Raw genomic sequence first — 25,675 nt, 5'->3', positions numbered from 1 at the left:
GTCTCGCGACCGGCCGTCGACCGTCCGAGGGCGGCCACCCCACACGGGTGGCCGCCCTCGGCGTATTTCCGGTCTGTCGCGGGACGCCCGGACGCACTAGAGTGGGCGCAATCGATGCGCATCACGAAACGAGTTGCTCCATGCGCAACAAAAGCACCGCTGCGACGCTGACCCGCCTGCTGGAGAACGCTCGCTACGAGGTGTTGCCCACGGCGACCACCGAGGACAAGGTGCTCGCCCACGTGCCGCGCGAGCGCACCATCACCGTGACAGCCTCGCCGTCCAAGGGTCTGGAGTCCACCTTCGACCTGACGGAGCGGTTGGCCGGGCACGGCTACACCGTCGTTCCCCACATCGCCGCCCGGATGGTGTCCGGGCGGAGCGAGCTCGAGGAGATCGTCGAGCGGCTCCGGGGCAAGGGCATCACGAGCGTGTTCGTCCCGGGTGGGGACGCCGAGGCGGTCGGCGACTACCCGGACGCCCTCGCGCTGCTCGAGGACCTCAAGGCGCTCGGCTCGCCGTTCTCGCACGTCGGGATCACCGGCTATCCCGAGTCGCACCCGACCATCCACGACGACCTCACGGTGCAGTCCATGTGGGACAAGCGTCGCCATGCCACGCACATCGTCAGCAACCTGACGTTCGACCCGGCCGTCGTACGCGACTGGGTGCGGCGGCTGCGTGCCCGCGGTGTCGCGATGCCCGTGCTGCTCGGCATCCCCGGTCCGGTCGAGCGCACCAAGCTGCTCGGCATGGCCACGAAGATCGGGGTGGGGGAGTCGACGAAGTTCCTCGCCAAGAACAAGGGCCTGTTCGCCCGGCTCGCCGCACCTGGCGGGTTCACCGGCGAGAGCTTCCTGGAGAAGTGCGCCCCCGCCCTCGGCGAGGAGAACGCGCTCGTCGAGGGCCTCCACGTCTTCACGTTCAACCAGATCGGCGAGACCGAAGCCTGGCGCACCGACATGATTGAGCGCCTCCGCGACTAGACGGCAAGGACGAGGTCGGCCAGGGCCTGCTCGAGCCCGTGGTCCCCGGTCTCCACCACGGTGAGGGGCAGGCCGATGCTCGCCGCCGCGGCCTCGGCCTGGGCGCGCAGCTCCTCGTCGGGGTCCTGGGCCAGCCACACGACGCGCGTGTAGTTGCCGAAGTAGGTGTCGCGGAGCTCGGGGTAGCGGTCGAGGCCCATCTCCTGCAGCACCGTGCGGGCGAAGGACCGGACCAGGAAGTCGGTCAGCAGGTAGGTGCCGGGCTGCTCGTCGAAGAACGTCTCCAGTCGGGACGGGCCGGCGTACAGGTCGTAGCAGTGCAGTCCGGGCAGCCGCGCCACCCCGAGTTCGCGGCACACCTCGTCGAGGGCGCCGTACGTCCCGCAGTCGGCATAGCCGATGACGACCCGGTCGTACGACTCGCCGAGCTGCTCGGCCAGGGCGCGCACCTCGGCGGCGATCCGCTCGGGGTGGTTGTGCAGCAGCGGTGGGAGCGGGTGTACGTCGACGGGCCAGGCGCGGCGCTCGACGACCGCGGCCGCGGGCTGGGCGATCGCGCCGCAGGCGATCAGGGCGACCCGTCCGGAGCGATCAGAACGAGAGCTGCTCGACGAAGGCGTCGTTGAAGTCGGGGCGGTCCGAGAGCTCGACATAGGTCACCTCCTCGAGCAGCGCCAGCGCACCGGCGCGCTCGCGCACCGAGAGCAGGGCCATCTTCGCCCCTTCACCGGCGACGTTGCCCGCGGCCACGATGCGCAGCACCGGGAGCTGGGGCACCAGGCCGATGCGGACCGCGGACGCGGGGGAGAGGTAGCTGCCGAAGGACCCGGCGAGCAGGACCTGCTGCACGTCGCGGTGCTCGAGGCCGAGCTCCTCGAGCAGGAGCGACCAGCCGGTGGAGATGGCAGCCTTGGCGAACTGGAGCTCGCGCACGTCGCGCTGCGACAGGTAGACGCACTCCACCGTGTCGGCGTCCGGTGTGGGGCGGTGCAGGATGAAGACCCGCTCCTCACCGATGCGGGCCAGGCGGTCCGCGAGGGCCGGGGCGATCTCCTTGGCCGCCTCGTCGGTGACCAGTCGACCCGTGCTGTCGAGGAGCCCGACCCGGACGAGCTCGGCGACGGCGTCCACGAGCCCGGAGCCGCAGAGGCCCATCGGCTCGACGTCGCCGATGACCCCGAGGGTGACAGGGGGGTCGTCGCCCTCGGCGTGGGGATCGACCTTGATCACCTCGATGGCGCCGTCGGCGGCGCGCATGCCGCAGCGGATCGCCCCGCCCTCGAAGGCCGGGCCGGCGGGAGCGGCCGTGGAGAGGATGGTCTCGCCGTCGCTGAGGACGATCTCGCAGTTGGTGCCGACGTCGATGAACAGCCGGGTCCGCTTGTCGCGGTCCATGCCGGTGGCGAGCATGCCGGCCACGATGTCGCCGCCGACGTACGCGCCGAGGGCGGGGAAGAAGAACGCCCGCGCGCGCGGGTGCAGGCTGAGCCCGATCTCCGAGGCGAGCACCGAGGGCGGCTGGGCGGACGACATCACGAACGGGGCCACCCCGAGCGGCTCGGGGTCAATGCCGAGGACCAGGGCGGTCATCGTGGCGTTGCCGGCGACGGCGACCTCGTAGACCTGCTGGGGGTCCACGCCCGCCTCGCGGCACACCTCGCGGGCGAGGTCGGACAACGTGGTGGCAGCAGCCCGCTGCAGCCGGCCGAGGGCCTCGGGGTCCATCATCGTGGCGCTGATCCGGGTGATGACGTCTCCGCCGAACGGCTGCTGGGCGTTGAGCATCGACGCGACCGCCATCGGCGTCCCGGTGCCGACGTCGAGGAGGGTGCCGACGACTGTCGTGGTGCCGAGGTCGAAGGCGATGGCGTAGCGCGCCGCGGTGGTGTCACCCGCCTCGATGTCGATCAACGCCTCATCGAGGACCACGGCCGTGACCTTGAAGTCGGCCTGGCGCAGGACGGTCGAGAGGCGCCGGAGGACGTGCAGGTCGGCGGTCAGCTCGAGGTCGTCGATGGCGTCGGTGAGGCGGACCAGGTCGGTGCGCTGGTCGGCGAGGGTGGCCTCGGCCAGCTCGACGTAGCGCTTCTGCAGTGCCGGTCGCAGGATCACCTGCCGGCCGATGCCCACGGTGGCGGCCTTGGGCCGCGTGGTCAGCGAGGGCACCTCGACGGCGAGGTCGCGCGTCGCGTGGACGAGGCAGCCCAGCCGCCAGCCCTCCGCGAGCTGGGCCGGGGTGAAGGTGCGGGTGTCGTGCCGCGTCACCGGCACCTCGACGTCGGTGGTGACCTGGATCTTGCACTTGTGGCAGGTGCCGTGGCCGCCGCAGGTCGAGTCGATCGCGATGCCGTTCCACGACGCGGCGTCGAAGACCGTCACGCCGGGCGGCACGCGTACGCCGCGCTGCGTCGGCGGGAGCACGGCCCCGTCCTCCGCCTTGCCGTGGATGGTGAAGGTGAGGTCCACGCGCCCGGTGCCGTCGTGCGAGGGGGCGTCGACCCCCGGCCTCTCCATGAGGCCCTCGCGGGCCACGTCGGCGAGCGAGAAGTCCGGCCCCTCCGGCCCCTCGGGCGTGTCGCTCACGCTGAGGCCGCCTCCGCTGCCAGCTTGGCGCGGTGGGCCGCGATCCAGGCCGAGCCCCAGTCGTCGTGGCCCAGGAACAGGTCGGCGGCCTTGACTGCCTCGACGACGTGGGGCGTCCGGGCGTCCATGATCGCGCTGGTCAGGCCGGAGGTCATGGCCATGGGCAGCCAGGTGCCGTTGAGGGTGTGCCGACCCGGCATGCCGAACGAGACGTTGGAGGCGCCACAGGTCATGTTGACCCCGAACTCGTCGCGGATCCGTCGCATCACCTCGAAGGTCACCAGGGTGGTGCCCGCGTCGGCGCCGATGGGCATGGCCAGCGGGTCGATGACGATGTCGGCCTGGGCGATGCCGTACTCCTCGGTGGCCACGCGGATGATCTTGGCGGTGAGGTCGACGCGCTTGTCGGCCTCCATCGGGATCTCGTCGTGGTCGTTGGGGAGCGCGATGATCGCGGCGTCGTACTTCTTGACCAGCGGGAGGATCGCCGCCATGCGGTCGTCCTCGGCGGTGATCGAGTTGACCAGCGCGCGGCCCTGGTAGACCGCGAGCCCCGCCTCGAGCGCCTCGACGACCGAGGAGTCGATGCAGATCGGGAGGTCGCAGAGCTCCTGGACCATCTGCACGGCCTTGGCCAGCAGCTCGGGCTCGTCGGTCAACGGGACGCCCATGTTGATGTCGAGCACGTCGGCGCCGCCCTCGACCTGCGCCTTGACGTCGCGTTCGATGGCGGAGAAGTCGCCCGCGCGCAGCTGCTCCTGGAAGATGCGGCGGCCGGTGGGGTTGATCCGCTCGCCGATGAGGGTGAAGCGGTTCTCGTGGCCGATGACGTGCTCGCGGGTGGCCGAGCGGAGGACGGTCCGGAGGGGCTCGGCCGCCATCAGGCAGGGACCTTGGTGCGCTTGGCCTCGATCAGGCTCTTGGCGCGCTTCACGGTTTGGGAGGCGTCGGCCGCGTAGCCGTCGGCGCCCACTGCGTCGGCGTACTCCTGGGTGACGGGGGCACCCCCGACCATCACGATCACGTCGTTGCGCATGCCGGCCTTCTCGAGGGCGTTCATGTTGGCCTTGAACATCGGCATCGTCGTGGTGAGGAACGCCGAGAAGCCGACGATGTCGGGCTGGTGCAGGTCGATCGCCTCGATGAACTTCTCCGGGGCGACCTGCACGCCCAGGTCGATCACCTCGAAGCCGGCGCCCTCGAGCATGATGTTGACGAGGTTCTTGCCGATGTCGTGGACGTCGCCCTTGACCGTGCCCATCAGGAACTTGCCGATGGTCTGGACGCCGGTCTCGGCGAGCAGTGGCCGGAGCCGCTCCATCGCGCCGGACATGGCACGACCGGCGATCAGCATCTCCGGGACGAAGAAGTCGCCGCGCTCGAACCGCGCCCCGACCTCCTCGAGGGAGGGGATGAGGGCGTCGAAGAGCAGCGTCTGCGGCTCCATGTCGAGGGTCAGGCCCTCGTTGGTCAGCTCGAGCACGCGCGGCGCATTGCCGACCAGCGTCTCGTCGTAGAGGGCTTGCAGGATCTCCTCGGGGGTCATGCGACCACCTCCTGGGTACGAGCGGTTCGGCGGGCAGGGTCGGTGTGAGCAGGGCCGCGCAGCAGTGTCGACAGCGCGGTGGACTGGTCCAGCAGGTGGTGGCCGAGCTCGTCGAGCCGCCCCTCCAGCCGGGGGGTGGGTCCCGAGACCCCGAGGGAGGCGACGACGTCGCCGTGGATGCCGAAGACGGGGACGGCGATGCCGGTGAGCCCGATCTCGAGCTCGTCGCACGTGAGTGCCCAGCCCCGGTCACGGCTGCGTACGCCGTCGCGGCGCAACTCGGCGGGGTCGGCGATCGTCGCCGGGGTGGGCCGCTCGAGCTCGCCCGCGGGTATGTCGAGCGCGTGCCAGGCGAGGAAGACCTTGCCCAGCGCGGAGCAGTGGACGGGTACGTCGACCTCGGTCCAGTCGCGGGTGCCGAGGAGGTAGGTGGAGTCGACCTGGGCGACCTGCACGACGCGCTCGCCCCGGGTGACGCTGAGGTGGACGGTCTCGCCGGTGCCGGCGCCGGTGCGCTCCATGACCGGGCGGGCGAGCCGGACCAGCTCCTCCCACGGGTCGTGCCGCGCGGCGTACAGCCAGAACAAACGGCCGGCGACGTAGGACCCCGCCGGGTCGCGCTCCACCAGGCCTGAGCGCTCGAGGGCGGTGAGCAGGCGGGACGTTGTCGACTTCGCCAGGCCGCTGGCGTCCTGGAGGTCGGCGAACGACATCGGCTCGTCGGCGTGGACCACCGTGGCCACCAGGTCGGTGGCGCGGTCCAGCGCTCGCGTGCCGGTAGCGGCCTCGCTCACGGACAGCTCCTTCGTTTGCGCCGGAGGGGTTCCCACAGGTTCCATCATGTGGAACCGTGTTCCACATCATGAGGCTAAGAGCCGTCATGAGTCGAGGTCAAGACCCGCCACCCCCCGTTCGTCCCACAGGAGGACCCGTGTTCCGCAACACGATGCCGCGCTACGAGGTGCTGTCCGAGGACGCCATGGCCACCCTGGACAAGGGCTGGCGGCGACTGATGACCGAGATCGGCGTCGAGTTCATGGACGACCGTGCCCTCGAGCTGTTCCGCAAGGCGGGCCAGCGGGTGGAGGGCAACACGGTCTTCCTGGACCCCGACTTCGTGCTGGAGCAGGTGGCGAAGGCGCCGCGCGAGTTCGACGTGCAGGCCCGCAACCCCGCGAACAACATCCACATCGGCGGCGACTCGATGGCCTTCGGCGCGGTCTACGGACCGCCGTTCGTGCGGCAGGGCGACGTACGCCGCGACGCGACGATGGACGACTTCCGCAACTTCACCAAGCTGGCCCAGTCGTTCTCGGCGCTCGACTCGGCCGGCGGCGTCATCTGCGAGCCCAACGACACCCCGCTCGACAGCCGGCACCTCGACATGACGTACGCGCTGCAGACGCTGACCGACAAGATCTACATGGGCAACGTGGTGTCCGGCGTCAACGCCGCCGACACGATCGCGATGTCCTCGATCCTCTTCGGCTCCCGCGAGGCGATCGAGCAGACCCCGGCGACGATCTCGCTCATCAACTGCAACTCGCCGCTGCGCTGGGACGACCGGATGCTGGAGGCCCAGTTCGAGTACTCGGGCGCCGGGCAGCCCGTCGTCCTCACGCCGTTCATCCTGATGGGCGCGATGTCGCCGGTGACCATCCCCGCGGCGCTGGTCCAGCAGATCGTCGAGGCGTTGTCGGGCATCGCGCTGTCCCAGCTGATCCGCCCCGGCACCCCGGTGATCTTCGGGTCGTTCCTCTCCAACATCGACATGCAGTCCGGCTCGCCGACGTTCGGCACGCCCGAGTCCGGCATCGGCCTGCTCTGCACCGGCCAGATCGCCCGGCACTTCGGGCTGCCCTTCCGCACCGGTGGAGGCCTGACGTCGTCGCAGGTGGCCGACGCGCAGGCGGGCTACGAGGCGCTGATGACGCTGATGCCGACCTTCCTGGCCGGCGCCAACTGGGTGATGCACTCGGCGGGCTGGCTCGAGGGCGGCCTGGTCGCCGGCTACGAGAAGTTCATCGTCGACATCGAGCTGCTCCAGATGCTCCGCCACGAGTTCACGCCGCTGGAGATCGACGAGGCCTCGATGGCCTTCGACGCCCACCAGGAGGTCGGCCACGGCGGCCACTTCCTGGGTGCGGCGCACACCATGGAGCGCTTCCGTACCTGCTTCTACCGACCGCTGCTCTCCTCCTCGGAGAACTACGAGCGGTGGATGCGCAACGGCGGCAACGACGCCAACGACCGCGCCACCGTGGCCTACCAGAAGACCCTGGCGGAGTACGAGCAGCCGGCGATCGACGACGCGATCCGCGAGGAGCTCGAGGACTACGTCATCCGGCGTCGCGCCGAGCTCGGCGACTGAGCCGGTCCGTCCTCGGGCTCAGCTGAGCCCGAGGATCGTGCCGTCGTCGGCCAGGTCGATGCGGGCCGCCGACGGGTCGCGGGGGAGGCCGGGCATGGTCATCATGTCGCCGCAGACCACGACCACGAACCCGGCGCCGGCCGAGAGGCGTACCTCCCGGACGTGCAGCTCGTGGCCCGACGGTGCACCGAGCGACGTGGGGTCGGTCGAGAACGAGTACTGCGTCTTGGCGACGCAGACCGGCAGGCCGGAGTAGCCGTCGCGCTCGATCCGCAGCAGGCGGCGGCGGGCCTTCGCGTCCCACGTCACGATGCCGGCGCCGTAGAGCCGGGTGGCGATGGCCTCGACCTTCTCGGTCAGCGAGGCGTCGTCGTCGTACGTGAAGGAGAACTCGTGGGGTGAGGGCTGCGCCAGCGAGGCCAGCACTCCCTCGGCGAGGTCCTTCGCGCCGTTGCCGCCGTCGGCGAAGTGGGTGGCCGGGAAGGCCTGCACGCCCGCGTCCGCCACGAGCTCGACCACGCGCGCCACCTCCGCCTCGGTGTCGGTCGGGAAGCGGTTGACCGCGACGACGCACGGGATGCCGTAGACGTTGCGCACGTTGTCGAGGTGCCGGCGCAGGTTCACCATGCCGGCCTCGACCGCCGCGACGTCCTCGGTGCCGAGGTCGGCGAGGGCCACGCCGCCGTGGTACTTCAGGGCGCGTACGGTCGCGACGACGACGGCGACGTCGGGTCGCAGCCCGGACTTGCGGCACTTGATGTCGACGAACTTCTCGGCGCCCAGGTCGGCACCGAAACCGGCCTCGGTGACGACGATGTCGGCGAGCCGGAGCCCGGCGCGGGTCGCCATCACCGAGCTGCAGCCGTGGGCGATGTTGGCGAACGGACCGCCGTGCACGAAGGCCGGCGCACCCTCCAGGGTCTGCACGAGGTTGGGGGCGAGCGCGTCGCGCAGCAGAGCGGCCATCGCGCCGTGCGCGTTGAGGTCACGCGCGGTGACCGGCTGGGTCGACCGGTCGTAGGCGACGACGATGTCGCCGATGCGCTTCTTGAGGTCGGCCCACGACTCGGTCAGGCAGAAGATCGCCATCAGCTCGGACGCCACGACGATGTCGAAGCCGTCGGAGCGCGGGAAGCCGTTGGCGTGCCCGCCGAGGGCGACGGTGACCTCGCGCAGCGCCCGGTCGTTCATGTCGATCACGCGCTTCCACGTCACGCTGCGTACGTCGATGTCGAGCTCGTTGCCGTGGTGGACGTGGTTGTCGATCAGCGCGGCGAGCAGGTTGTTGGCCGCCGCGATCGCGGCGAAGTCGCCGGTGAAGTGCAGGTTGATGTCGGTCATCGGCACGACCTGGCTCCAGCCGCCGCCGGCCGCGCCGCCCTTCATGCCGAACACAGGGCCCATCGAGGGCTCGCGCAGGCACGCCACGGTGCGGTGGCCCATCCCGTGGAGCGCGTCGGTGAGGCCGACGGTCGTGGTCGTCTTGCCCTCGCCGGGCGGCGTCGGGGACAGCGCCGTCACCAGCACGAGCTTGCCGAGCGGTCGGTCCGTCAGGGAGTTCAGGTAGCCGATGTCGACCTTGGCCTTGTAGTGGCCGTACGGGACCAGGTGCTCCTCGCCGATCCCGAGCGTCTCCTGCGCGATCTCCCGGATCGGGCGCAGGACGGCGGCGTTGGCGATCTCGATGTCGGACTGCATGCCCTGGTTCCTCCTGTGGTGGTGTCGTCTCCTCAGCGGAAGACGACGGTGCGGTCCCCGTTGAGCAGCACCCGCGACTGGGCGTGCCAGCGCACCGCTCGCGAGAGCACCTGCGCCTCCACGTCGCGGCCTGCCGAGACGAGCTGGTCCTGGTCGTAGCCGTGGTCCACGCGCAGCACGTCCTGCTCGATGATCGGGCCCTCGTCGAGGTCGCCGGTCACGTAGTGCGCGGTCGCGCCCACCAGCTTCACGCCCCGATCGAACGCCTGGTGGTAGGGCCGGGCGCCCTTGAAGCTCGGCAGGAACGAGTGGTGGATGTTGATCGCGCGCCCCGACAGCTGGCGGCACAGGTCGTCGGACAGCACCTGCATGTAGCGGGCCAGGACGACGAGGTGGGAGCCGGTCTCGTCGACGAGCTCGAGCAGCCGCTTCTCCGCGTCGGCCTTGGAATGAGCGTCGGGCGTGACCGGGACGTGGTGGAAGTCGATGCCGTACGACCGCGCGAGCGCGCCGGCGTCGGGGTGGTTGGACACCACGGCCGGGATCTCGATCTGGAGTGCGCCGGTGCTGGCGCGGAAGAGCAGGTCGTTGAGGCAGTGCAGGTGCTTGGAGACCATGATCAGCGTGCGGTAGGGCGCGGCGGCCGCCCACAGCTCGAACTCCATCCCGAACCGCTCGGCCACGCCTGCGAACTCGGCCCGCAGGTGGTCGGCACCCGTGGACGCGTCGGCGACGAAGGCGATCCGCATGAAGAACCGGTCGGTCAGGCGGTCGCCGAACTGCTGGCTCTCCACGATGTTGGCGCCGTGCTCGACGAGGAAGCCGGAGACGGCGTGGACGATGCCGGGGCGGTCCGGGCACGAGAGGATGAGGACGTACTCGGCAACGTCTTGGCCCGCGGGCATGGTGTCTCCTGGAGCGTGGGGGGAGCGTGGTGGGGTCCGATGCTGTTGCGCTCGACGGAACGCAGTCTGCGATACGCAACAGCGGCTGCGCTAGTGTCCACCCATGGCGAACGTGGTCGGGACGCCGGACCAGACCGAGGACCGGGCCGGAGAAGCGGTGCTCGTGAGCTCCGCGGTGACCGGCGCCGGAGTGCAGTCGGTCGATCGTGCACTGGGCATCCTCGAGGTGCTGGCGCGCACCGGCGAGTCCGGGGTCACCGAGATCGCCGTCGAGCTCGGCGTGCACAAGAGCACCGCGTTCCGGCTGGTCGCCACCCTGGAGGCGCACCGCCTCGTCGAGCAGACCAGCGATCGCGGCCGCTACCGCCTCGGGATGGGCATCCTGCGGCTCGCCGGCGCGACCACGGCCAGGCTCGACCTCGTGCAGGAGGCGCGGCCGATCTCGCGCCAGCTGGCGGCCGACACCGGCGAGACGGTCAACCTCGCCGTCCTGGCGGAGAGCTCCGCGCTCTACCTCGACCAGGTCGCCGGGTCCTCGGCTCTCCAGCCCCACAACTGGGTCGGCCAGCACATCCCGCTGCACGCGACCAGCAACGGCAAGGTCCTCCTCTGCGGCCTCGACGACGCAGGCCTCGACGCGGTGCTCGGCAAGCTGGCGACGTACACGCCCCACACGATCACCGGACGGGCCCAGCTGCGCGCGGAGCTGGACCGCGTACGCGAGCAGGGGTACGCCGTCGCGATCGACGAGCTCGAGGTCGGCCTCACCGCCGTGGCCGCGCCGATCCGCAACGCGCACGGCGACGTGGTCGCCTCGATGAGCGTCTCCGGGCCGTCCTTCCGGCTGCCCGAGGAGCGGGTGGCCGAGGTCGTACGACTGGTGCAGAGTGCCGCACTGGAGGTCTCGCACCGCCTCGGCTGGGGTCACCGATAGGTCACGCTGTCTCGACCACCCTTGACGGGAGGGTGTCCTCACAGCATCCTTCGGGTGTCTGGCTGGTTGCGCTCGGAGCATCCGGTTGCGACATGCGCAACAAAACTCACCGAGGGTAGGACGCGTGCCGGATCTCCACATCGACGGAGCGTGGGTCACCGCGCGCGCCGGTGAGCTCAGGGAGATCCGCTGTCCGGCCGACGGCAGCCTCGTCGCCGAGGTGGACGAGGCCGGTGCGGCCGACACCGAGGCGGCCATCGCCGCGGCCCACGCCGCGTTCCACGACGGCCCCTGGCCGCACACCTCCAGCCGCGAGCGGGGCGACCTGCTCCTGCGGCTCGCTGACCTCCTCGAGCGCGACACCGACGACATCGCCCGGATGGAGGCGCTCGACACGGGCAAGCGCTTCGTCGAGGGGCAGTACGACGTCGCCGACGTGGTCTCGGTGTTCCGCCACTACGGCCGGATCGCCGCGGAGGAGTCGGGCCGGGTGGTCGACACCGGCAACGCCGACGTCGTCAGCCGCATCGTGCACGAGCCCATCGGTGTGTGCGGGCTGATCACGCCCTGGAACTACCCGCTCCTGCAGGTGTCGTGGAAGGTCGCACCGTGCCTGGCCGCGGGCAACACCTTCGTGCTCAAGCCGAGCGAGCTGACGCCGCACTCCGCGATCCACCTGATGCGGCTGCTGGCCGAGGCCGGACTGCCGGCCGGGGTCGGCAACCTGGTCCTCGGTGCCGGTGCCACCGCCGGTGCGCCGCTGTCGACCGATCCCCGCGTCGACATGGTGTCGTTCACCGGTGGTCTCGAGACCGGTCGCCGGATCGCCGCCGCCGCGGCCGCGACGGTCAAGAAGGTCGCCCTGGAGCTCGGGGGCAAGAACCCCAACATCGTGTTCGCGGACGCCGACCTCGAGGTCGCCCTCGACTACGCGCTCACCGCCGTGTTCCTGCACTCCGGGCAGGTCTGCTCGGCCGGCGCGCGGCTGCTCGTGGAGGAGTCGGTCCACGACGCCTTCGTCGACGCGCTCGTCGCGCGGGCGCAGCAGATCCGGCTCGGCGGCCCGTTCGACGACGCGGCCGAGACCGGGCCACTGACCAGCGCCGCTCACCGCGACAAGGTGGAGGCGTACGTCGCCCGCGGTCTCGCCGAGGGAGCGGTGCTGCGCTGCGGCGGTGCCCGCCCCGACGACCCCGCCCTGGCCGACGGCTTCTACTACCTGCCCACCGTCCTCGACGGGTGCACCACCTCGATGTCGGTGGCCCAGGACGAGTCGTTCGGTCCGGTACTCACCGTCGAGACGTTCCGCGACGAGGACGAGGCGGTGACGATCGCCAACGACAGCATCTACGGCCTCGCCGGCGCCGTGTGGACCCAGGACGCCGGCCGCGCGCAACGCGTCGCCGGTCGCCTGCGGATGGGCACCGTGTGGATCAACGACTACCACCCCTACGTCCCCCAGGCGGAGTGGGGCGGCTACAAGCAGTCGGGCACCGGCCGCGAGCTGGGCCTGGTCGGGCTCGAGGAGTACCGCGAGACCAAGCACGTCTGGCACAACATCCGGCCGGCCGTGCAGCACTGGTTCTCACCGGACGGTTCCTCACCGGGCGGGGCGGGGTAGGCCATGGGCGCGGACCGGTACGACGTCGTCATCGTGGGTGGTGGGTCGGCCGGTTGCGCGCTCGCGAACCGCCTCTCGGCGGATCCGTCGACCTCGGTGCTCGTGCTCGAGGCGGGGCGTACGGACCGCTTCGACCCGCTGATCCACGCGCCCGCCGCGCTGCCGTTCCCCATCGGGAACTCGCTCTACGACTGGAAGTACGAGTCCGAGCCGGAGCCGGCGATGGGGGACCGGCGGGTCTACCACGCGCGCGGCAAGGTGCTCGGTGGCTCGTCGTCGATCAACGGCATGATCTTCCAGCGCGGCAACCCGATGGACTACGAGCGGTGGGCCGCCGAGCCCGGTATGGAGGCGTGGGACTTCCGCCACTGCCTGCCGTACTTCAAGCGGATGGAGTCGCTGGTCATGCCCGACGGGCAGGTCGGCGCCGACGCCTGGCGTGGTGGCGCGGGCCCGTTGAAGCTCGAGCGCAGCCCGGCGACGAACCCCCTGTTCAGCGCCTTCTTCGAGGCCGCGGAGCAGGCCGGATATCCGCTGACCGACGACGTCAACGGCTACCGGCAGGAGGGCTTCGGCCGCTTCGACCGCAACATCGTCAAGGGCGTACGGATGTCCGCCGCGCGCGCCTACCTGCACCCGGTGATGGGTCGCAAGAACCTCACCGTCGAGACCTACGCACACGCCACGAAGGTGCGCTTCGACGGCAAGCGGGCGGTCGGCGTGGAGTACCTGCGCGCGGGTCGCCTGCACCAGTACGTCGCCGCCGGCGAGGTCATCCTGTGTGGCGGCGCGATCAACTCGCCGCAGCTGCTGCAGCTCTCCGGCATCGGCAGCCCCGAGCACCTCGAGCCGCTAGGCGTCCAGATGGTCCACGACCTCCCCGGTGTCGGGGAGAACCTCCAGGACCACCTCGAGGTCTACATCCAGTACTCCTCGCTCCAGCCGGTCTCGATCGTCGAGGGACTCAAGTGGCGCAACCGGCCGCTGATCGGTCTGGAGTGGCTTCTCAAGCGCACCGGCACGGCCGCGTCCAACCACTTCGAGGGCGGCGGCTTCGCCCGGTCCAACGAGGACGTGGACTGGCCCAACCTGATGTTCCACTTCCTGCCGATCGCGATCCGTTACGACGGCTCCCCGCCTGCCGGCCAGGACAAGTACGCCCACGGCTACCAGGTGCACATCGGGCCGATGTACGCCGACACCCGCGGGTGGGTGCGCATCGCCTCGGCCGACCCGCGCCAGAAGCCGAAGATGCTCTTCAACTACCTCAGCACGCCCAACGACCGGCGCGAGTGGGTCGAGGCGGTGCGGGTGGCGCGAGACATCCTCACCCAGCCGGCGTTCGCGCCGTTCAACGGCGGCGAGATCTCGCCCGGACCGTCGGTCAACACCGACGAGGAGATCCTGGAGTGGGTGCGCAAGGACGCCGAGACCGCCCTGCACCCCTCCTGCACCGCGAAGATGGGCACCGACGAGATGTCGGTCGTCGACCCGGCGACCATGCGCGTCCACGGCACCGAGGGGTTGCGCGTGGTCGACGCCTCCGTCTTCCCGTTCGTCACCAACGGCAACATCTACGCCCCCGTGATGATGGTCGCCGAGAAGGCAGCTGACCTGATCGCGGGCAACACCCCGCTGGCCCCCGCGGACGTGCCGTTCTACCGGCACCGCGGCAACACCCCGCTCTATCCGCCCGGCGACCGTCGCAACGACCTCGTCGACCGCCCGACCCAGCCCGTAGGGGAGCAGTCATGACCGCAGCACTGTCCGTCGACAGCCTCTGGAAGATCTTCGGCACCCGCGCAGACAAGATCATCGGCACGCCCGACGCCGAGCTCTCGCGAGCCGACCTCAAGGCCAAGACCAACTGCGTGGTCGGGGTCAAGGACGTCTCCTTCGAGGTCGCGCCGGGGGAGGTGTTCGTGGTGATGGGGCTGTCCGGCTCCGGCAAGTCCACGCTGGTGCGCCTGCTGACGCGACTCATCGAGCCGACGAGCGGCACCGTGTCGCTCAACGGGATGGACATCACGTCCGCCTCGGCGAGCCAGCTCCGCGACGTACGCCGCAAGCAGGTGTCGATGGTCTTCCAGCACTTCGGCCTGCTGCCCCACCGCCAGGTGATCGACAACGTGGCTTACGGCCTCGAGGTGCGTGGCGTCTCCAAGAAGGAGCGGCGCGCCAAGGCGTCCGAGATCGTCGAGCTGGTGGGGCTGCAGGGCTACGAGAAGTCCTACCCCGACCAACTCTCCGGCGGCATGCAGCAACGTGTCGGGCTCGCCCGGGCGCTCGCCGGAGACCCGGAGATGCTGCTGTTCGACGAGCCGTTCTCCGCGCTCGACCCGCTGATCCGGCGCGACATGCAGAACGAGGTCATCCGGCTGCACCGCGAGCTCGGCAAGACGATGGTCTTCATCACCCACGACCTCGCCGAGGCCCTCAAGCTCGGCGACCGGATCATGATCCTGCGCGACGGCGAGATCGTGCAGATCGGCACTCCCGACGAGGTCGTGGCCCAGCCCGCCGACGACTACGTCAAGGACTTCGTGTCCGAGGTGCCCAAGGCCCACGTGCTGACCCTGAAGTGGGTGATGCGCGAGCCACGGCCGGGGGAGTCCATGGACGGCCCCGCGCTGCCGGTGTCCACGATCGTGCGCCACGCTGCCCGGGCGGCCATCGCCTCCGAGGCACCGATCCGGGTGATGGACGGCGACACCATGGTCGGCGTCGTCGACGAGGAGGACATCATGCGCGTGGTCGTGGCGGAGGAGGAGCAATGAGCGAGACCTCGGCAGGATCCGGCATTGCCGCTCGCGGTCTGGTCGAGAGCGAGAGGCTCACGAACCCCGCGCCCAAGAAGCCGGTCGAGCCGGGTGCGCCGCCGCCGGGCGTCGAGGACGCGGGCATCAGCCGCTGGATCCCCGCCCTCGGCATCCTTCTCGTCTGGATCGCGGTCTGGTCGTTCACCAAGGGCAACAACACCTTGGCGCTGCCGGGTCGTGAGCACACCGACCTGCACCAGTCGCTGACCGACTTCAACAACCGGCTGCTCGCGGGCCGCGAGACCAACCCGGTCATGCAGTTCACCAACGGGATCTCCGACATCCTCCGCACGGTCTTCGACTGGCTGCAGCGGCTGTTCGTGCGACCCAACCTGCCCCGTCCGGTGCCCGAGATCGGGTGGCTCGGCATCGTGGCCGTCGCCACCTGGGTCGGATACGCGATCGCCAGCTGGCGGATCGCCCTGCTGGTCCTGGTGTCCTTCCTCTCCTTCGGCGTCTTCGGCTACTGGGAGGACTCGCTCGACCTGCTGATCGTCACCGGCATGGCCGTCGGCATCTCGCTACTGGTGGGCCTTCCGCTCGCCGTGCTCGCAGGCACGAGCGTCCGTGCCAACAAGGCGATCACGGTCGTCCTCGACTTCATGCAGACGATGCCGACCTTCGTCTACCTCGTGCCGGTGGTCCTGTTCTTCGGCATCGGCGTCGGCGGTGCCGTGGTCTCGACGCTCATCTACGCGGTCCCGCCGCTGGTGCGGATCGGCGGGTTCGGCATCCGCGAGGTGTCCACCACGACGATCGAGGCCACCGACTCGGCCGGGCAGACCTACTGGCAGCGGCTCTTCAAGGTCCAGCTGCCGATGGCCCGCAAGACGATCATCGTCGGCCTCAACCAGACCACGCTCGCGGCGCTGTCGATGGCCACCATCGCGGCCTACATCAACGGACCCGGCCTCGGGAAGCCCGTGATCAACGCGCTGGTCGCCAACGACTTCGGCAAGAGCTTCGTGCCCGGCGTGCTGATCGTGGTGATGGCCGTGATGCTCGACCGGACGACCACCGCCGCGAGCGAGCGCTCGGAGAAGGTGGCGCGCGGTGGCGGCGGGAACCTCCGCGTGCGCCGCATCGCCCTCGCGGCCACCGGTGTGATCGCCCTCGTCGCGGTCTTCCTGTCGCGGCGCGACCTGAGCCTGGCGGAGTTCCCGACCTACACGATCGGCAGCAAGGTCGCCGACGCGGCCGACAGCACGATGAGCGGCTTCATCGACCTCGTCGGCGGGCTCGCCGAGTCGGTGAAGAACGGGATCAGCTACGGCTTCCTCAACCCCATGCAGTCCCTGCTGGCCGAGTCGCCGTGGTGGCTCGCAGGGTTGGGCATCGTGGCCCTCGCGGTCGTGTTCGGCGGCGTGCGCGCGCTCCTGACCACAGTGGTCTGCCTGGCGGGCATCTGGTTCCTCGACCTGTGGCACGACGCAATGCTGACGCTCACCATGGTCCTGGTCGGCACCGTGCTCGTCATGGTCCTCGCCCTGGTCTTCGGCGTCTGGATGGCGCGCAACCGCTGGGTCGACATCGGCATCCGGCCGCTGCTGGACGCCGGTCAGACGATCCCGCCCTTCGTCTACCTGATCCCGGTGCTCGCGCTCTTCGGCTTCAGCCGGTTCACCGCGATCGTCGCGGGCGTCGTGTACGCCGCTCCCGCTGCGATCAAGCTCGTGGCCGACGGCGTGAAGGCGGTGTCCCCGACCACGATCGAGGCCGGCCGATCGACGGGCCAGACCACCTGGCAGGAGATCACCAAGGTGCAGCTGCCGATGGCCAAGGGCTCGCTCGTGCTGGCCACCAACCAGGGCCTGCTCTACGTCTTGTCGATGGTCGTCATCGGCGGGCTCGTCGGTGCCCAGGCGCTCGGCTACGACGTCGCGCTCGGCATCTCGCGCAGCGAGGAGTGGGGCAAGGGCGCCGCCGGCGGCCTGACCATCGTGCTGCTCGGCGTGATGCTCGACCGGATCACCCGCGCCGCCGCCGAGGTGCGCCGCGACGACGGTCCGACGACCCGCCGGGCCTTCAACGTCCGGCTCCCCATCGGTCCACCCCGATAGGGCCCACCCCAGTTTCCGCACCAATCGATCACCACATCGCACCAGCGAGGAGAAGCATCATGAGGATTGCCAGAAGTCGAGGGGCCCGGCTGGGCGCCCTCGCCGTCGTCGCCAGCGTGGCGCTCTCCGCCTGCGGGGGTGGAGGGTCCATCGACGAGCAGACCCAGGCCAACGAGGAGCAGGCCGCCGAGTCCGGCGGCGAGTGCGGCGACCTCAACATGGCGGTGAACCCGTGGGTCGGCTTCCAGGCCAGCGCGTACGTCGTCGGCACGGTGGCCGAGCAGCAGCTCGGCTGCACGGTCAACTACAAGGACCTCAAGGAGGACGTCTCCTGGCAGGGCTTCGGCACCGGCGAGGTCGACGTCGTCATCGAGGACTGGGGCCACCCCGACCTCGAGAAGAAGTTCTTCGCCGACCAGGGCGACGGCTCGGCTGAGGACTTCGGTCCCCAGGGCAACGTCGGCATCATCGGCTGGTTCGTGCCGCCGTGGCTCGCCGAGGAGCACCCCGACATCCTGGAGTGGTCGAACCTCAACAAGTACGCCAAGGAGTTCGCCACCTCGGAGTCGGGCGGCCAGGGCCAGTTCATCGGCGCCGACCCGTCCTACGTCCAGTTCGACGAGGCGATCGTCAGCAACCTCGACCTCGACTTCAAGGTCGTCTTCTCCGGCTCCGAGGCCGCCTCCATCGAGGCGTTCCGCAAGGCCGAGGAGAACAAGGAGTGGGTCATCGGCTACTGGTACGAGCCGCAGTACTTCAACGCCGAGGTCGCGATGCAGCGCGTCGCCCTGCCGGCGTACGAGGACGGCTGCCAGGACGACCCGCAGACGGTCGCCTGCGACTACCCCGAGACCGAGCTGAAGAAGATCGTCGGCTCCGACTGGGCGGCCAGCGACTCCACGGCCGTCTCGCTCGTCCAGAACTTCGAGTGGACCAACGAGGACCAGAACGTCGTCGCCGGCTACATCGCGAGCGACGGCATGTCGCCCGAGGAGGCCGCGGCGAAGTGGATCGAGGAGAACCAGGACAAGGTCGACGCCTGGCTCGAGTGATCGCGTAGGCCGTCGCCCCTGACCATCTTGCCGCCGGCGGGGGCGACGGCGTACATTCGCTGACGTCGCACATCACGCAACACGTTGCATGATACGCAACACCGAAACACCACTCCCCGCCCGGCCCAGGAGGCACCCCCCATGGCAGAGGTCCCCGCGACCGCCGACGTCGTCGTCATCGGAGCCGGCATCGTCGGCAACAGCCTCGTGCACCACCTCACCCGCCTCGGGTGGAAGAACGTGGTGCAGATCGACAAGGGGGCGCTGCCCAACCCGGGCGGCTCGACCGGCCACGCCTCCAACTTCATCTTCACCGTCGACCACTCGCGCGAGATCACCGACATCACGCTCGACTCGGTCGCGCAGTACAAGGAGATGGGCGTCTTCACCGAGTCCGGCGGCTTCGAGATCGCCCGCACCGAGGAGCGGATGGAGGAGCTGCGCCGCCGCATGTCGAGCGCGAAGGCGTGGGGCATCGAGGCCGAGCTGGTCAGCCCCGCGTTCGTGAAGGAGAAGGTCCCCTTCATCGAGGAGGACCAGTTCATCGGCGCCTTCTGGACCCCTGGCGTCGGGGTGGTCGACTCGCTGCGCGCCGGCACGATCATGCGCGAGCGGGCCCTCGCGACCGGTGAGCTGACGGTCGTGCCGACCGTCGAGGTCATCGGCTTGGACACCGAGGACGGCCCCCACGGCACGCGCCGCATCACCCGCGTGCGTACGACGGGGGGCGACATCGAGGCGAAGACCGTCGTCATCGCCGCCGGCGTCTGGAGCCCGAAGCTCGGCGACATGGCCGGCATCAGCATCCCGCTGACCCCCGCGGTCCACCAGATGATCAGCGTCGGGCCCTGCCCGCAGCTGGCCGGGACCGAGGGCGAGATCTCGTTCCCGATCGTCCGCGACATGGACACCTTCTGCTACGAGCGCCAGCACGGCGCCGACATGGAGGTCGGCTCGTACGCCCACCGCGCGATCCTCCACGAGCCCGAGGACATTCCCTCGATCGAGCAGGCGAAGCTGTCGCCGACCGAGATGCCCTTCACCGAGGACGACTTCGACCCGCAGCTCGAGCAGGCCTACGAGCTGATGCCGGAGCTGCTCGGCGCCGAGGGCGCGGAGATGCGCTACGCCATCAACGGCCTGCTGTCGCTCACCTGCGACGGCAACCCGATCCTGGGCGAGAGCGAGGTGGGCGGGCTCTGGACCGCCTCGGCCGTCTGGATCAAGGAAGGCCCCGGCGTCGGTCGCGCGGTCGCGGAGTGGATGACCCACGGCCACTCCGAGATCGACCTGCACCACAGCGACATCGCGCGCTTCCACCAGCACCAGAAGCGGCGCGAGCACACCCGGCTGCGCACCACCGAGTCGTTCATCAAGACCTACGGGATCATCCACCCGGCCGAGCAGTACGAGTCCGACCGCGACCAGCGGCTCGCGCCGATGCACGACTCGCAGGCCAAGCTCGGGGCGGTGTTCTTCGAGACCGCCGGCTGGGAGCGGCCGTTCTGGTACGAGTCCAACGCCGCGCTGCTCGAGGAGTACGGCGACGCCGTGATGCCGCGCGAGCACGAGTGGGACTCGCGCTGGTGGAGCCCGATCATCAACGCCGAGCACCTCCGGATGCGCGAGGCCGCCGCCGTGATCGACCTGTCGGCGTTCTGCATCTTCGACATCGAGGGACCCGAGGCGCTGGACGTCGTCCAGGGCACCTGCGTGGCGCAGTGCGACGTCGCCGTCGGCAAGGTCATCTACACGCCCGTCCTCGACGCAAAGGGCGGCTTCCGCTCCGACCTCACGGTGATGCGGCTCGGCGACGACCACTTCCGCGTGGTCACCGGCGGCGCCCACGGCATGGCCGACCGCGCCTGGTTCTCCGGCCACCTGCCCGAGGCCGGCACCACCACCCTGACCGACCTCACGGACGACGTCTCGACGATCGGCATCTGGGGTCCACGCGCCCGCGACATCCTCTCCTCGCTGACCTCCGCCGACGTCTCAGACGGCGGCTTCGGGTTCCTGTCCTGCCGCGAGGTCGACGTCCAAGGCATCACCGTGCTGGCGTCGCGCATCTCGTACGTCGGCGAGCTCGGCTGGGAGCTCTACGTCCCGATGTCGCAGGCGGCCGACCTGTGGGAGGCGCTGCTCGAGGCGGGCGCTCCGCACGGAGCGGTCCCGGCCGGCATCGGTGTGTACGGCACGACCGGTCGCATCGAGAAGGGCTACCGCGCCTACGGCGCCGAGCTCGACGGCGAGCGCAGCATCATGGAGGCCGGCATGCAGCGGCCCAAGGTGAAGGCGGCCGACTTCGTCGGCAAGGAGGCATACCTCGCCCAGCGGGAGGCGTCCTTGCAGACGGTGCTGTGCACGCTGACCGTCGACGACCACACGTCCGCGTCCGGGGTGAAACGCTACATGCTCGGCGGCGAGCCGATCCTGACCCGCGAGGGCGGTGCGCTCACCGACGGCCACGGCCACCACCCGTACGTCACCAGCGCGGGCTCCGCGCCGTCGCTCGGCAAGCACGTGCTGCTCGCCTACCTCCCGCCCGAGCAGGCCGTCATCGGCACCGAGCTCGCCGTGTCCTACATGGAGGAGCTCTACCCGGTCACCGTCGGCTCGATCGACGCCACCCCGCTCCTCGACCCGACCAACGAGCGCATCAGATGACGAACCCGCTGGTCTGCGTCAAGCGCGTCGTCGACTCCTCGAGCGAGGTCGTCCTGACCGAGGACGGCCAGGGCGTCGACGGCCGCTTCGCGGGCTTCACCATGAGCGCCCACGAGGAGTGCGCCGTCGAGATCGCCGTCCAGGTGGCCGCCGCCGAGGGCGGCACGGCCACGGTCATGACCCTCGGTGACGCCGACGCGGTCGAGCAGCTCCGCGCCGCGCTCGCCGTCGGGTGCACCGCCGCGACCCACGTCGTGGCCGAGTCGCAGACCTACGGCCCCGCCGACGTCGCCCGGGAGATCGCCGCGGTCGTACGCGACCACGAGGCGGCCGGCACGCCCCACCAGCTCGTGCTGCTGGGCAACGACGCCGCCGACAGCGGCGACTTCCAGGTCGGGATCCGGCTGGCGTACGAGCTCGGCTGGCCGGTCGTCAACGGCGTCAGCTCCGTGTCGGTGTCGGGGGGCGAGGTCACCGCCAACGGCTCCGGACCGGACGGCCACGAGACCTTCCGGCTGCCGCTGCCCGCGGTGGTGACCGTGCTCGAGGGCGGGGTCGAGCCGCGCTACCCGTCCGTGCCCGGCCGGATGAAGGCCAAGAAGGTCCCGATCGAGGAGCGCCAGCCCGCGGCCGCTCCCGTTGGCCCGTCCCGCGTACGCCTCGTGCTCCCGCCGCCGTCGCCCTCGACCGTCCAGGTCCTCGGTGAGGGCGCCGCCGCCGCACCCGCGGTGGTCGACCTCTTCGAGCAGCTGGGGGTGCTGGCCCGATGATCCTCGTCCTGGTCGAGGTCTCGCCCGCGGGCGAGGCCGTCGAGACCTCCCGCGAAGCCGTCACGCTCGCCCGCGAGCTGTCCGCCGCCGGCGGCGGGGTGCCGATCGACGCGGTCGTGGTCGGCACGCCCCACGACGCCCTCGTCGGCGTGCTCGCCTCCTACGGCGTCCGGCGCGTGCACGCCCTCACCGGGTCGGCGTACGACTCCTTCGCCGGCGCCGCGTGGGCCGCGGGGTTGCTCGACGTCCGCGAGCGGGCGGGATCGGTCGTCGTGATGGCCGCCGGCACGCCCCGCGGCAACGAGGTGCTCGCCCACGTCGGCGCCCGGACCGGGGTGCCGATGGCAGCCAACGTGATCTCCTTCGGCGGGCTGTCGCCGTTCACCGTGACCCGGCAGGTCGTCGGTGGCGCAGCGCTCGAGGAGATGCGGCTGTCACAGCGACCGGCGATCTTCACCGTCGCGGGGCACGCCGTGCAGGCCGCCCCCGCGGACGCCGCCGGTGCGGGTGAGCTGGTGGTCGAGAAGCCCGACATCGCCGACGCGGACCTGGTGGCACGGGTCGTCTCGACCGACGAGCCCGAGCCCGACCTGTCGGGCGCCCTCAAGTCAGCGCGCGTCGTCGTCGGCGCCGGTCGCGGCGCCGGCTCGGCCGACGGCTTCGGCGACCTGTTGGAGCTGGCCGAGCTCCTGGACGCCCCGCTCGGGGTCTCCCGCGTCGTGACGTCCCTGGGCTGGCGGCCGCACCACGAGCAGGTCGGCCAGACCGGCAGCCGGATCTCGCCCGACCTCTACATCCCGTGCGGCATCAGCGGCGCCATCCAGCACTGGGCGGGGTGCAGCACCGCGAAGGCGATCCTGGCCATCAACACCGACCCGGACGCCCCGATGGTCACCAAGGCGACCCACGCCGTGATCGGCGACCTGCACGAGGTCATCCCGGCGATCAACGCCGAGATCCGCCGCCGTCGCGCCTGACCTCACATCTGCCGCGCCTCACCCCTAGGTTGAGTGACGATCGTCGCACCAGGGCGTAACCTCACGCCCACTTGTCCGTTGCTCTACTGAGCAGTAGCGACTGGGAGGAAGGGGCGACGTACATGGGCGTGGAAATCGTGGTCAACGACCTCTCGAAGTCGTTCGGCAAGCAGCTGATCTGGGGCGACGTGAGCCTCACGATCCCGGCGGGGGAGATCTGCGTGATGCTCGGCCCGTCCGGCACGGGCAAGTCGGTCTTCCTCAAGACCCTCATCGGCCTGCTCAAGCCCGACAAGGGCTCGATCCTCATCGAGGGCACCGACATCGCGAGCTGCTCCGAGCGCGACCTCTACGAGATCCGCAAGCTCTTCGGCGTGCTGTTCCAGGACGGCGCCATGTTCGGCTCGATGAACCTCTACGACAACGTCGCCTTCCCGCTGCGCGAGCACACGAAGAAGAGCGAGTCCGAGGTCCGCGCGATCGTCATGGAGAAGATGGACCTCGTCGGCCTCCTGGGCGCCGAGGACAAGCTCCCCGGTGAGATCTCCGGCGGCATGCGCAAGCGCGCCGGCCTGGCCCGCGCCCTCGTGCTCGACCCGGAGATCGTCCTGTTCGACGAGCCCGACTCCGGCCTCGACCCCGTGCGCACGGCGTTCCTCAACCAGCTCATCATCGACCTCAACGCCCAGATCGACGCGACCTTCCTGATCGTCACCCACGACGTCAACACCGCCCGTACGGTGCCCGACAACATCGGCCTGCTCTACCACCGCCACCTGGCGATGTTCGGTCCGCGCGAGCAGCTGCTGAGCTCGGAGGAGCCGGTCGTCCGGCAGTTCCTCAACGCGCAGCGTGTGGGGCCGATCGGCATGTCGGAGGAGAAGGACGCCGACGAGCTCGCCTCCGAGGAGGGCCAGGAGCTGCCCCCGCTGCCCCCCATCCCGCTGCAGCAGGAGCCGTCCAACGGGATCCCGCGCCGCAGCCAGCGCCCGCCGGGCGAGTGGTGCAAGGAGCACGGCATCACGCCGCCGCCCGGATCGTTCGAGACCAGCAACGCCGGCCTGGCCCCGGGAGCCTGACGACCAGTGGCCACCTCCATGTCCTCGCGCGCGCTCGCGCCCCTCAGTGTCGCGGGCAACCTCTTCGCCTTCGCCCTCGACGTGTTCCGGGGGCTCTTCCGGCGACCGTTCCAGCTGCGCGAGTTCATCCAGCAGGCGTGGTTCATCGCCTCGGTCACGATCGTGCCCACGGCGCTCGTGGCCATCCCGTTCGGTGCGGTCATCGCGCTGCAGGTCGGTGGCCTCATCAAGCAGTTCGGCGCGCAGTCGTTCACCGGCTCCGCCTCGGTGCTCGCGGTGATCCAGCAGGCGGCGCCCATCGGTACGGCCCTCCTGATCGCCGGCGCCGGCGGCTCGGCGATCGCCGCCGACCTCGGTGCCCGCAAGATCCGTGAAGAGCTCGACGCGATGATGGTGCTGGGCATCGACCCGATCCAGCGCCTGGTCGTGCCGCGCGTCCTGGCGTGCATGCTCGTCGCGTTCTTCCTCAACGGCATGGTCAGCGTCGTGGGCGTGACCGGCGGCTACGTCTTCAACGTGATCCTGCAGGACGGCACCCCCGGCGCCTACCTGGCCAGCTTCACCGCGCTCGCGCAGCTCCCCGACCTCTGGATCGGCCTCATCAAGGCGCTCGTGTTCGGCCTGATCGCGGCGATCGTGGCGTCCTACAAGGGCATGAACGCCAACGGCGGGCCGAAGGGCGTGGGTGACGCGGTGAACGAGTCCGTGGTCATCACGTTCCTGCTGCTCTTCGTGGCCAACTTCGTGCTGAGCCTGATCTACCTCCAGATCATCCCCCCGAAGGGCGGCTGACCATGGCCTTCAAGCCCCTCTCCTCGCTCGACACCCTCGGCGGACAGCTCGCCTTCCACCTCGGGGTGCTCAAGGCCGTGCCCCGCTCGGTCAGCCGCTACCCGCGCGAGATCCTGCGGATCCTGGCCGAGGTGACCCTCGGCACCGGCGCGCTCGCCGTCATCGGCGGCACGGTCGGCGTCATCATCGGCATGACCTTCTTCACCGGTGCCCAGGTGGGCCTCTCCGGCTACGCCGCGCTCAACCAGCTCGGCACCGCGGCCTTCTCGGGCTTCGTCTCGGCCTACTTCAACACCCGCGAGATCGCTCCGCTGGTCGCCGGCATCGCCCTGGCCGCCACGGTCGGCTGCGGCTTCACCGCCCAGCTCGGCGCCATGCGCATCTCCGAGGAGGTCGACGCCCTCGAGGTGATGGCGATCCCGTCGATGCCGTTCCTGGTCGCCACCCGCGTGGTCGGCGGCCTGATCGCGATCATCCCGCTCTACGTCGTCGGCCTGCTGTCGTCGTACTTCGCGAGCAGGCTCGTGGTGACCCAGTTCTACGGCCAGTCGCCCGGCACGTACGACCACTACTTCAACGCGTTCCTGCCGCCGGGCGACGTGCTGTGGTCGTTCGGCAAGGTCCTGGTCTTCGCCGTCACGGTCATCCTGATCCACTGCTACCACGGCTACAACGCCTCCGGCGGTCCGGCCGGCGTGGGCGTCGCCGTGGGCCGGGCCGTGCGCTCGAGCATCGTCGCGATCAACGTGCTCGACCTGCTGCTCTCCATGGCCATCTGGGGCACCTCCACCACCGTGCGACTGGCGGGGTGAGGC

General features: G+C 70.3%; 21 protein-coding genes. 14 read left to right on the top strand and 7 right to left on the bottom strand.

Going from position 1 to position 25,675, the window contains the following annotated elements:
- Window positions 1–140 precede the first annotated feature (140 nt).
- On the top strand, window positions 141–986 hold the full coding sequence (locus EUA94_RS02135; protein WP_129424249.1) for a methylenetetrahydrofolate reductase: 846 nt from the start codon (window positions 141–143) through the stop codon (window positions 984–986).
- Here the strand turns inward: EUA94_RS02135 and EUA94_RS02130 are convergent.
- From EUA94_RS02130 to EUA94_RS02110, 5 genes are read right to left on the bottom strand one after another with little or no spacing between them, the layout of a single operon-like run.
- Window positions 983–1,639 (bottom strand): DUF1638 domain-containing protein, encoded by a 657-nt coding sequence (locus tag EUA94_RS02130; RefSeq protein ID WP_165356769.1) that lies wholly within the window; start codon window positions 1,637–1,639, stop codon window positions 983–985. The genes EUA94_RS02135 and EUA94_RS02130 overlap by 4 nt on opposite strands.
- On the bottom strand, window positions 1,578–3,569 hold the full coding sequence (locus EUA94_RS02125; RefSeq protein WP_207210365.1) for an ASKHA domain-containing protein: 1,992 nt from the start codon (window positions 3,567–3,569) through the stop codon (window positions 1,578–1,580). Before EUA94_RS02125 ends, EUA94_RS02130 begins: the two co-directional genes overlap by 62 nt.
- The gene (locus tag EUA94_RS02120; protein ID WP_129424247.1) at window positions 3,566–4,450 is read right to left on the bottom strand and encodes a dihydropteroate synthase; all 885 of its coding nucleotides are present in this window, start codon (window positions 4,448–4,450) and stop codon (window positions 3,566–3,568) included. Before EUA94_RS02120 ends, EUA94_RS02125 begins: the two co-directional genes overlap by 4 nt.
- On the bottom strand, window positions 4,450–5,115 hold the full coding sequence (locus tag EUA94_RS02115) for a corrinoid protein (RefSeq protein WP_129424245.1): 666 nt from the start codon (window positions 5,113–5,115) through the stop codon (window positions 4,450–4,452). The genes EUA94_RS02120 and EUA94_RS02115 overlap by 1 nt, the downstream gene beginning before the upstream one ends.
- Entirely contained in the window at window positions 5,112–5,909 is a 798-nt protein-coding gene (locus tag EUA94_RS02110) for an IclR family transcriptional regulator (protein ID WP_165356768.1), read from the bottom strand. The genes EUA94_RS02115 and EUA94_RS02110 overlap by 4 nt, the downstream gene beginning before the upstream one ends.
- 137 nt (window positions 5,910–6,046) lie before the next feature.
- On the opposite strand from EUA94_RS02110, the gene EUA94_RS02105 reads away from it, so the two are divergent.
- Window positions 6,047–7,486 (top strand): trimethylamine methyltransferase family protein, encoded by a 1,440-nt coding sequence (locus EUA94_RS02105; protein WP_129424241.1) that lies wholly within the window; start codon window positions 6,047–6,049, stop codon window positions 7,484–7,486.
- A gap of 18 nt (window positions 7,487–7,504) precedes the next feature.
- Here EUA94_RS02105 and EUA94_RS02100 read toward each other — a convergent pair whose 3' ends face one another.
- Both EUA94_RS02100 and purU read right to left on the bottom strand, forming a co-directional pair.
- A complete protein-coding gene (locus EUA94_RS02100) occupies window positions 7,505–9,184 on the bottom strand; it encodes a formate--tetrahydrofolate ligase (RefSeq protein ID WP_129424239.1) in 1,680 nt (559 codons plus the stop codon).
- Window positions 9,185–9,216: 32 nt separating this feature from the next.
- Window positions 9,217–10,089, bottom strand: a complete 873-nt coding sequence (gene purU / locus EUA94_RS02095; RefSeq protein WP_129424237.1) for a formyltetrahydrofolate deformylase — start codon at window positions 10,087–10,089, stop codon at window positions 9,217–9,219.
- Between the two features lie 103 nt (window positions 10,090–10,192).
- Here purU and EUA94_RS02090 point away from each other — a divergent pair, with 103 nt between their 5' ends.
- The 12 genes from EUA94_RS02090 (at window position 10,193) to EUA94_RS02035 (ending at window position 25,672) form a co-directional block, all read left to right on the top strand.
- Window positions 10,193–11,023, top strand: coding sequence for an IclR family transcriptional regulator (locus EUA94_RS02090; RefSeq protein WP_129424235.1), 831 nt, complete (start codon window positions 10,193–10,195; stop codon window positions 11,021–11,023).
- 124 nt (window positions 11,024–11,147) lie between these two features.
- On the top strand, window positions 11,148–12,644 hold the full coding sequence (locus EUA94_RS02085) for an aldehyde dehydrogenase family protein (RefSeq protein WP_129424233.1): 1,497 nt from the start codon (window positions 11,148–11,150) through the stop codon (window positions 12,642–12,644).
- Window positions 12,645–12,647: 3 nt separating this feature from the next.
- Window positions 12,648–14,399: a choline dehydrogenase gene (gene betA / locus EUA94_RS02080; RefSeq protein WP_129424231.1), complete on the top strand. Its 1,752-nt coding sequence runs from the start codon at window positions 12,648–12,650 to the stop codon at window positions 14,397–14,399.
- Complete coding sequence (locus tag EUA94_RS02075) at window positions 14,396–15,421, top strand: quaternary amine ABC transporter ATP-binding protein (protein ID WP_129424229.1); 1,026 nt, start codon at window positions 14,396–14,398, stop codon at window positions 15,419–15,421. The genes betA and EUA94_RS02075 overlap by 4 nt, the downstream gene beginning before the upstream one ends.
- Window positions 15,418–17,523 (top strand): ABC transporter permease, encoded by a 2,106-nt coding sequence (locus tag EUA94_RS02070; RefSeq protein ID WP_129424227.1) that lies wholly within the window; start codon window positions 15,418–15,420, stop codon window positions 17,521–17,523. The genes EUA94_RS02075 and EUA94_RS02070 overlap by 4 nt, the downstream gene beginning before the upstream one ends.
- A gap of 59 nt (window positions 17,524–17,582) precedes the next feature.
- Window positions 17,583–18,575, top strand: coding sequence for an ABC transporter substrate-binding protein (locus EUA94_RS02065; protein WP_129424225.1), 993 nt, complete (start codon window positions 17,583–17,585; stop codon window positions 18,573–18,575).
- A gap of 141 nt (window positions 18,576–18,716) precedes the next feature.
- Complete coding sequence (locus tag EUA94_RS02060; RefSeq protein WP_129424223.1) at window positions 18,717–21,242, top strand: GcvT family protein; 2,526 nt, start codon at window positions 18,717–18,719, stop codon at window positions 21,240–21,242.
- Entirely contained in the window at window positions 21,239–22,012 is a 774-nt protein-coding gene (locus EUA94_RS02055; protein WP_129424221.1) for an electron transfer flavoprotein subunit beta/FixA family protein, read from the top strand. The genes EUA94_RS02060 and EUA94_RS02055 overlap by 4 nt, the downstream gene beginning before the upstream one ends.
- Window positions 22,009–22,989, top strand: a complete 981-nt coding sequence (locus EUA94_RS02050) for an electron transfer flavoprotein subunit alpha/FixB family protein (RefSeq protein WP_129424219.1) — start codon at window positions 22,009–22,011, stop codon at window positions 22,987–22,989. Before EUA94_RS02055 ends, EUA94_RS02050 begins: the two co-directional genes overlap by 4 nt.
- Window positions 22,990–23,111: 122 nt before the next feature.
- Complete coding sequence (locus EUA94_RS02045; RefSeq protein ID WP_129424217.1) at window positions 23,112–24,068, top strand: ABC transporter ATP-binding protein; 957 nt, start codon at window positions 23,112–23,114, stop codon at window positions 24,066–24,068.
- An 18-nt stretch (window positions 24,069–24,086) separates the two neighbouring features.
- Window positions 24,087–24,860 (top strand): MlaE family ABC transporter permease, encoded by a 774-nt coding sequence (locus EUA94_RS02040; RefSeq protein ID WP_129424605.1) that lies wholly within the window; start codon window positions 24,087–24,089, stop codon window positions 24,858–24,860.
- 2 nt (window positions 24,861–24,862) lie between these two features.
- Window positions 24,863–25,672: an MlaE family ABC transporter permease gene (locus EUA94_RS02035; protein ID WP_129424215.1), complete on the top strand. Its 810-nt coding sequence runs from the start codon at window positions 24,863–24,865 to the stop codon at window positions 25,670–25,672.
- Window positions 25,673–25,675: the final 3 nt, after the last annotated feature.

The organism is Nocardioides zhouii, from assembly GCF_004137345.1.
Taxonomy (GTDB): Bacteria; Actinomycetota; Actinomycetes; order Propionibacteriales; family Nocardioidaceae; genus Nocardioides; species Nocardioides zhouii.
The sequence above is the reverse complement of the archived record's forward strand: the minus strand, read 5'-3'. Positions and strand labels throughout refer to the sequence as shown.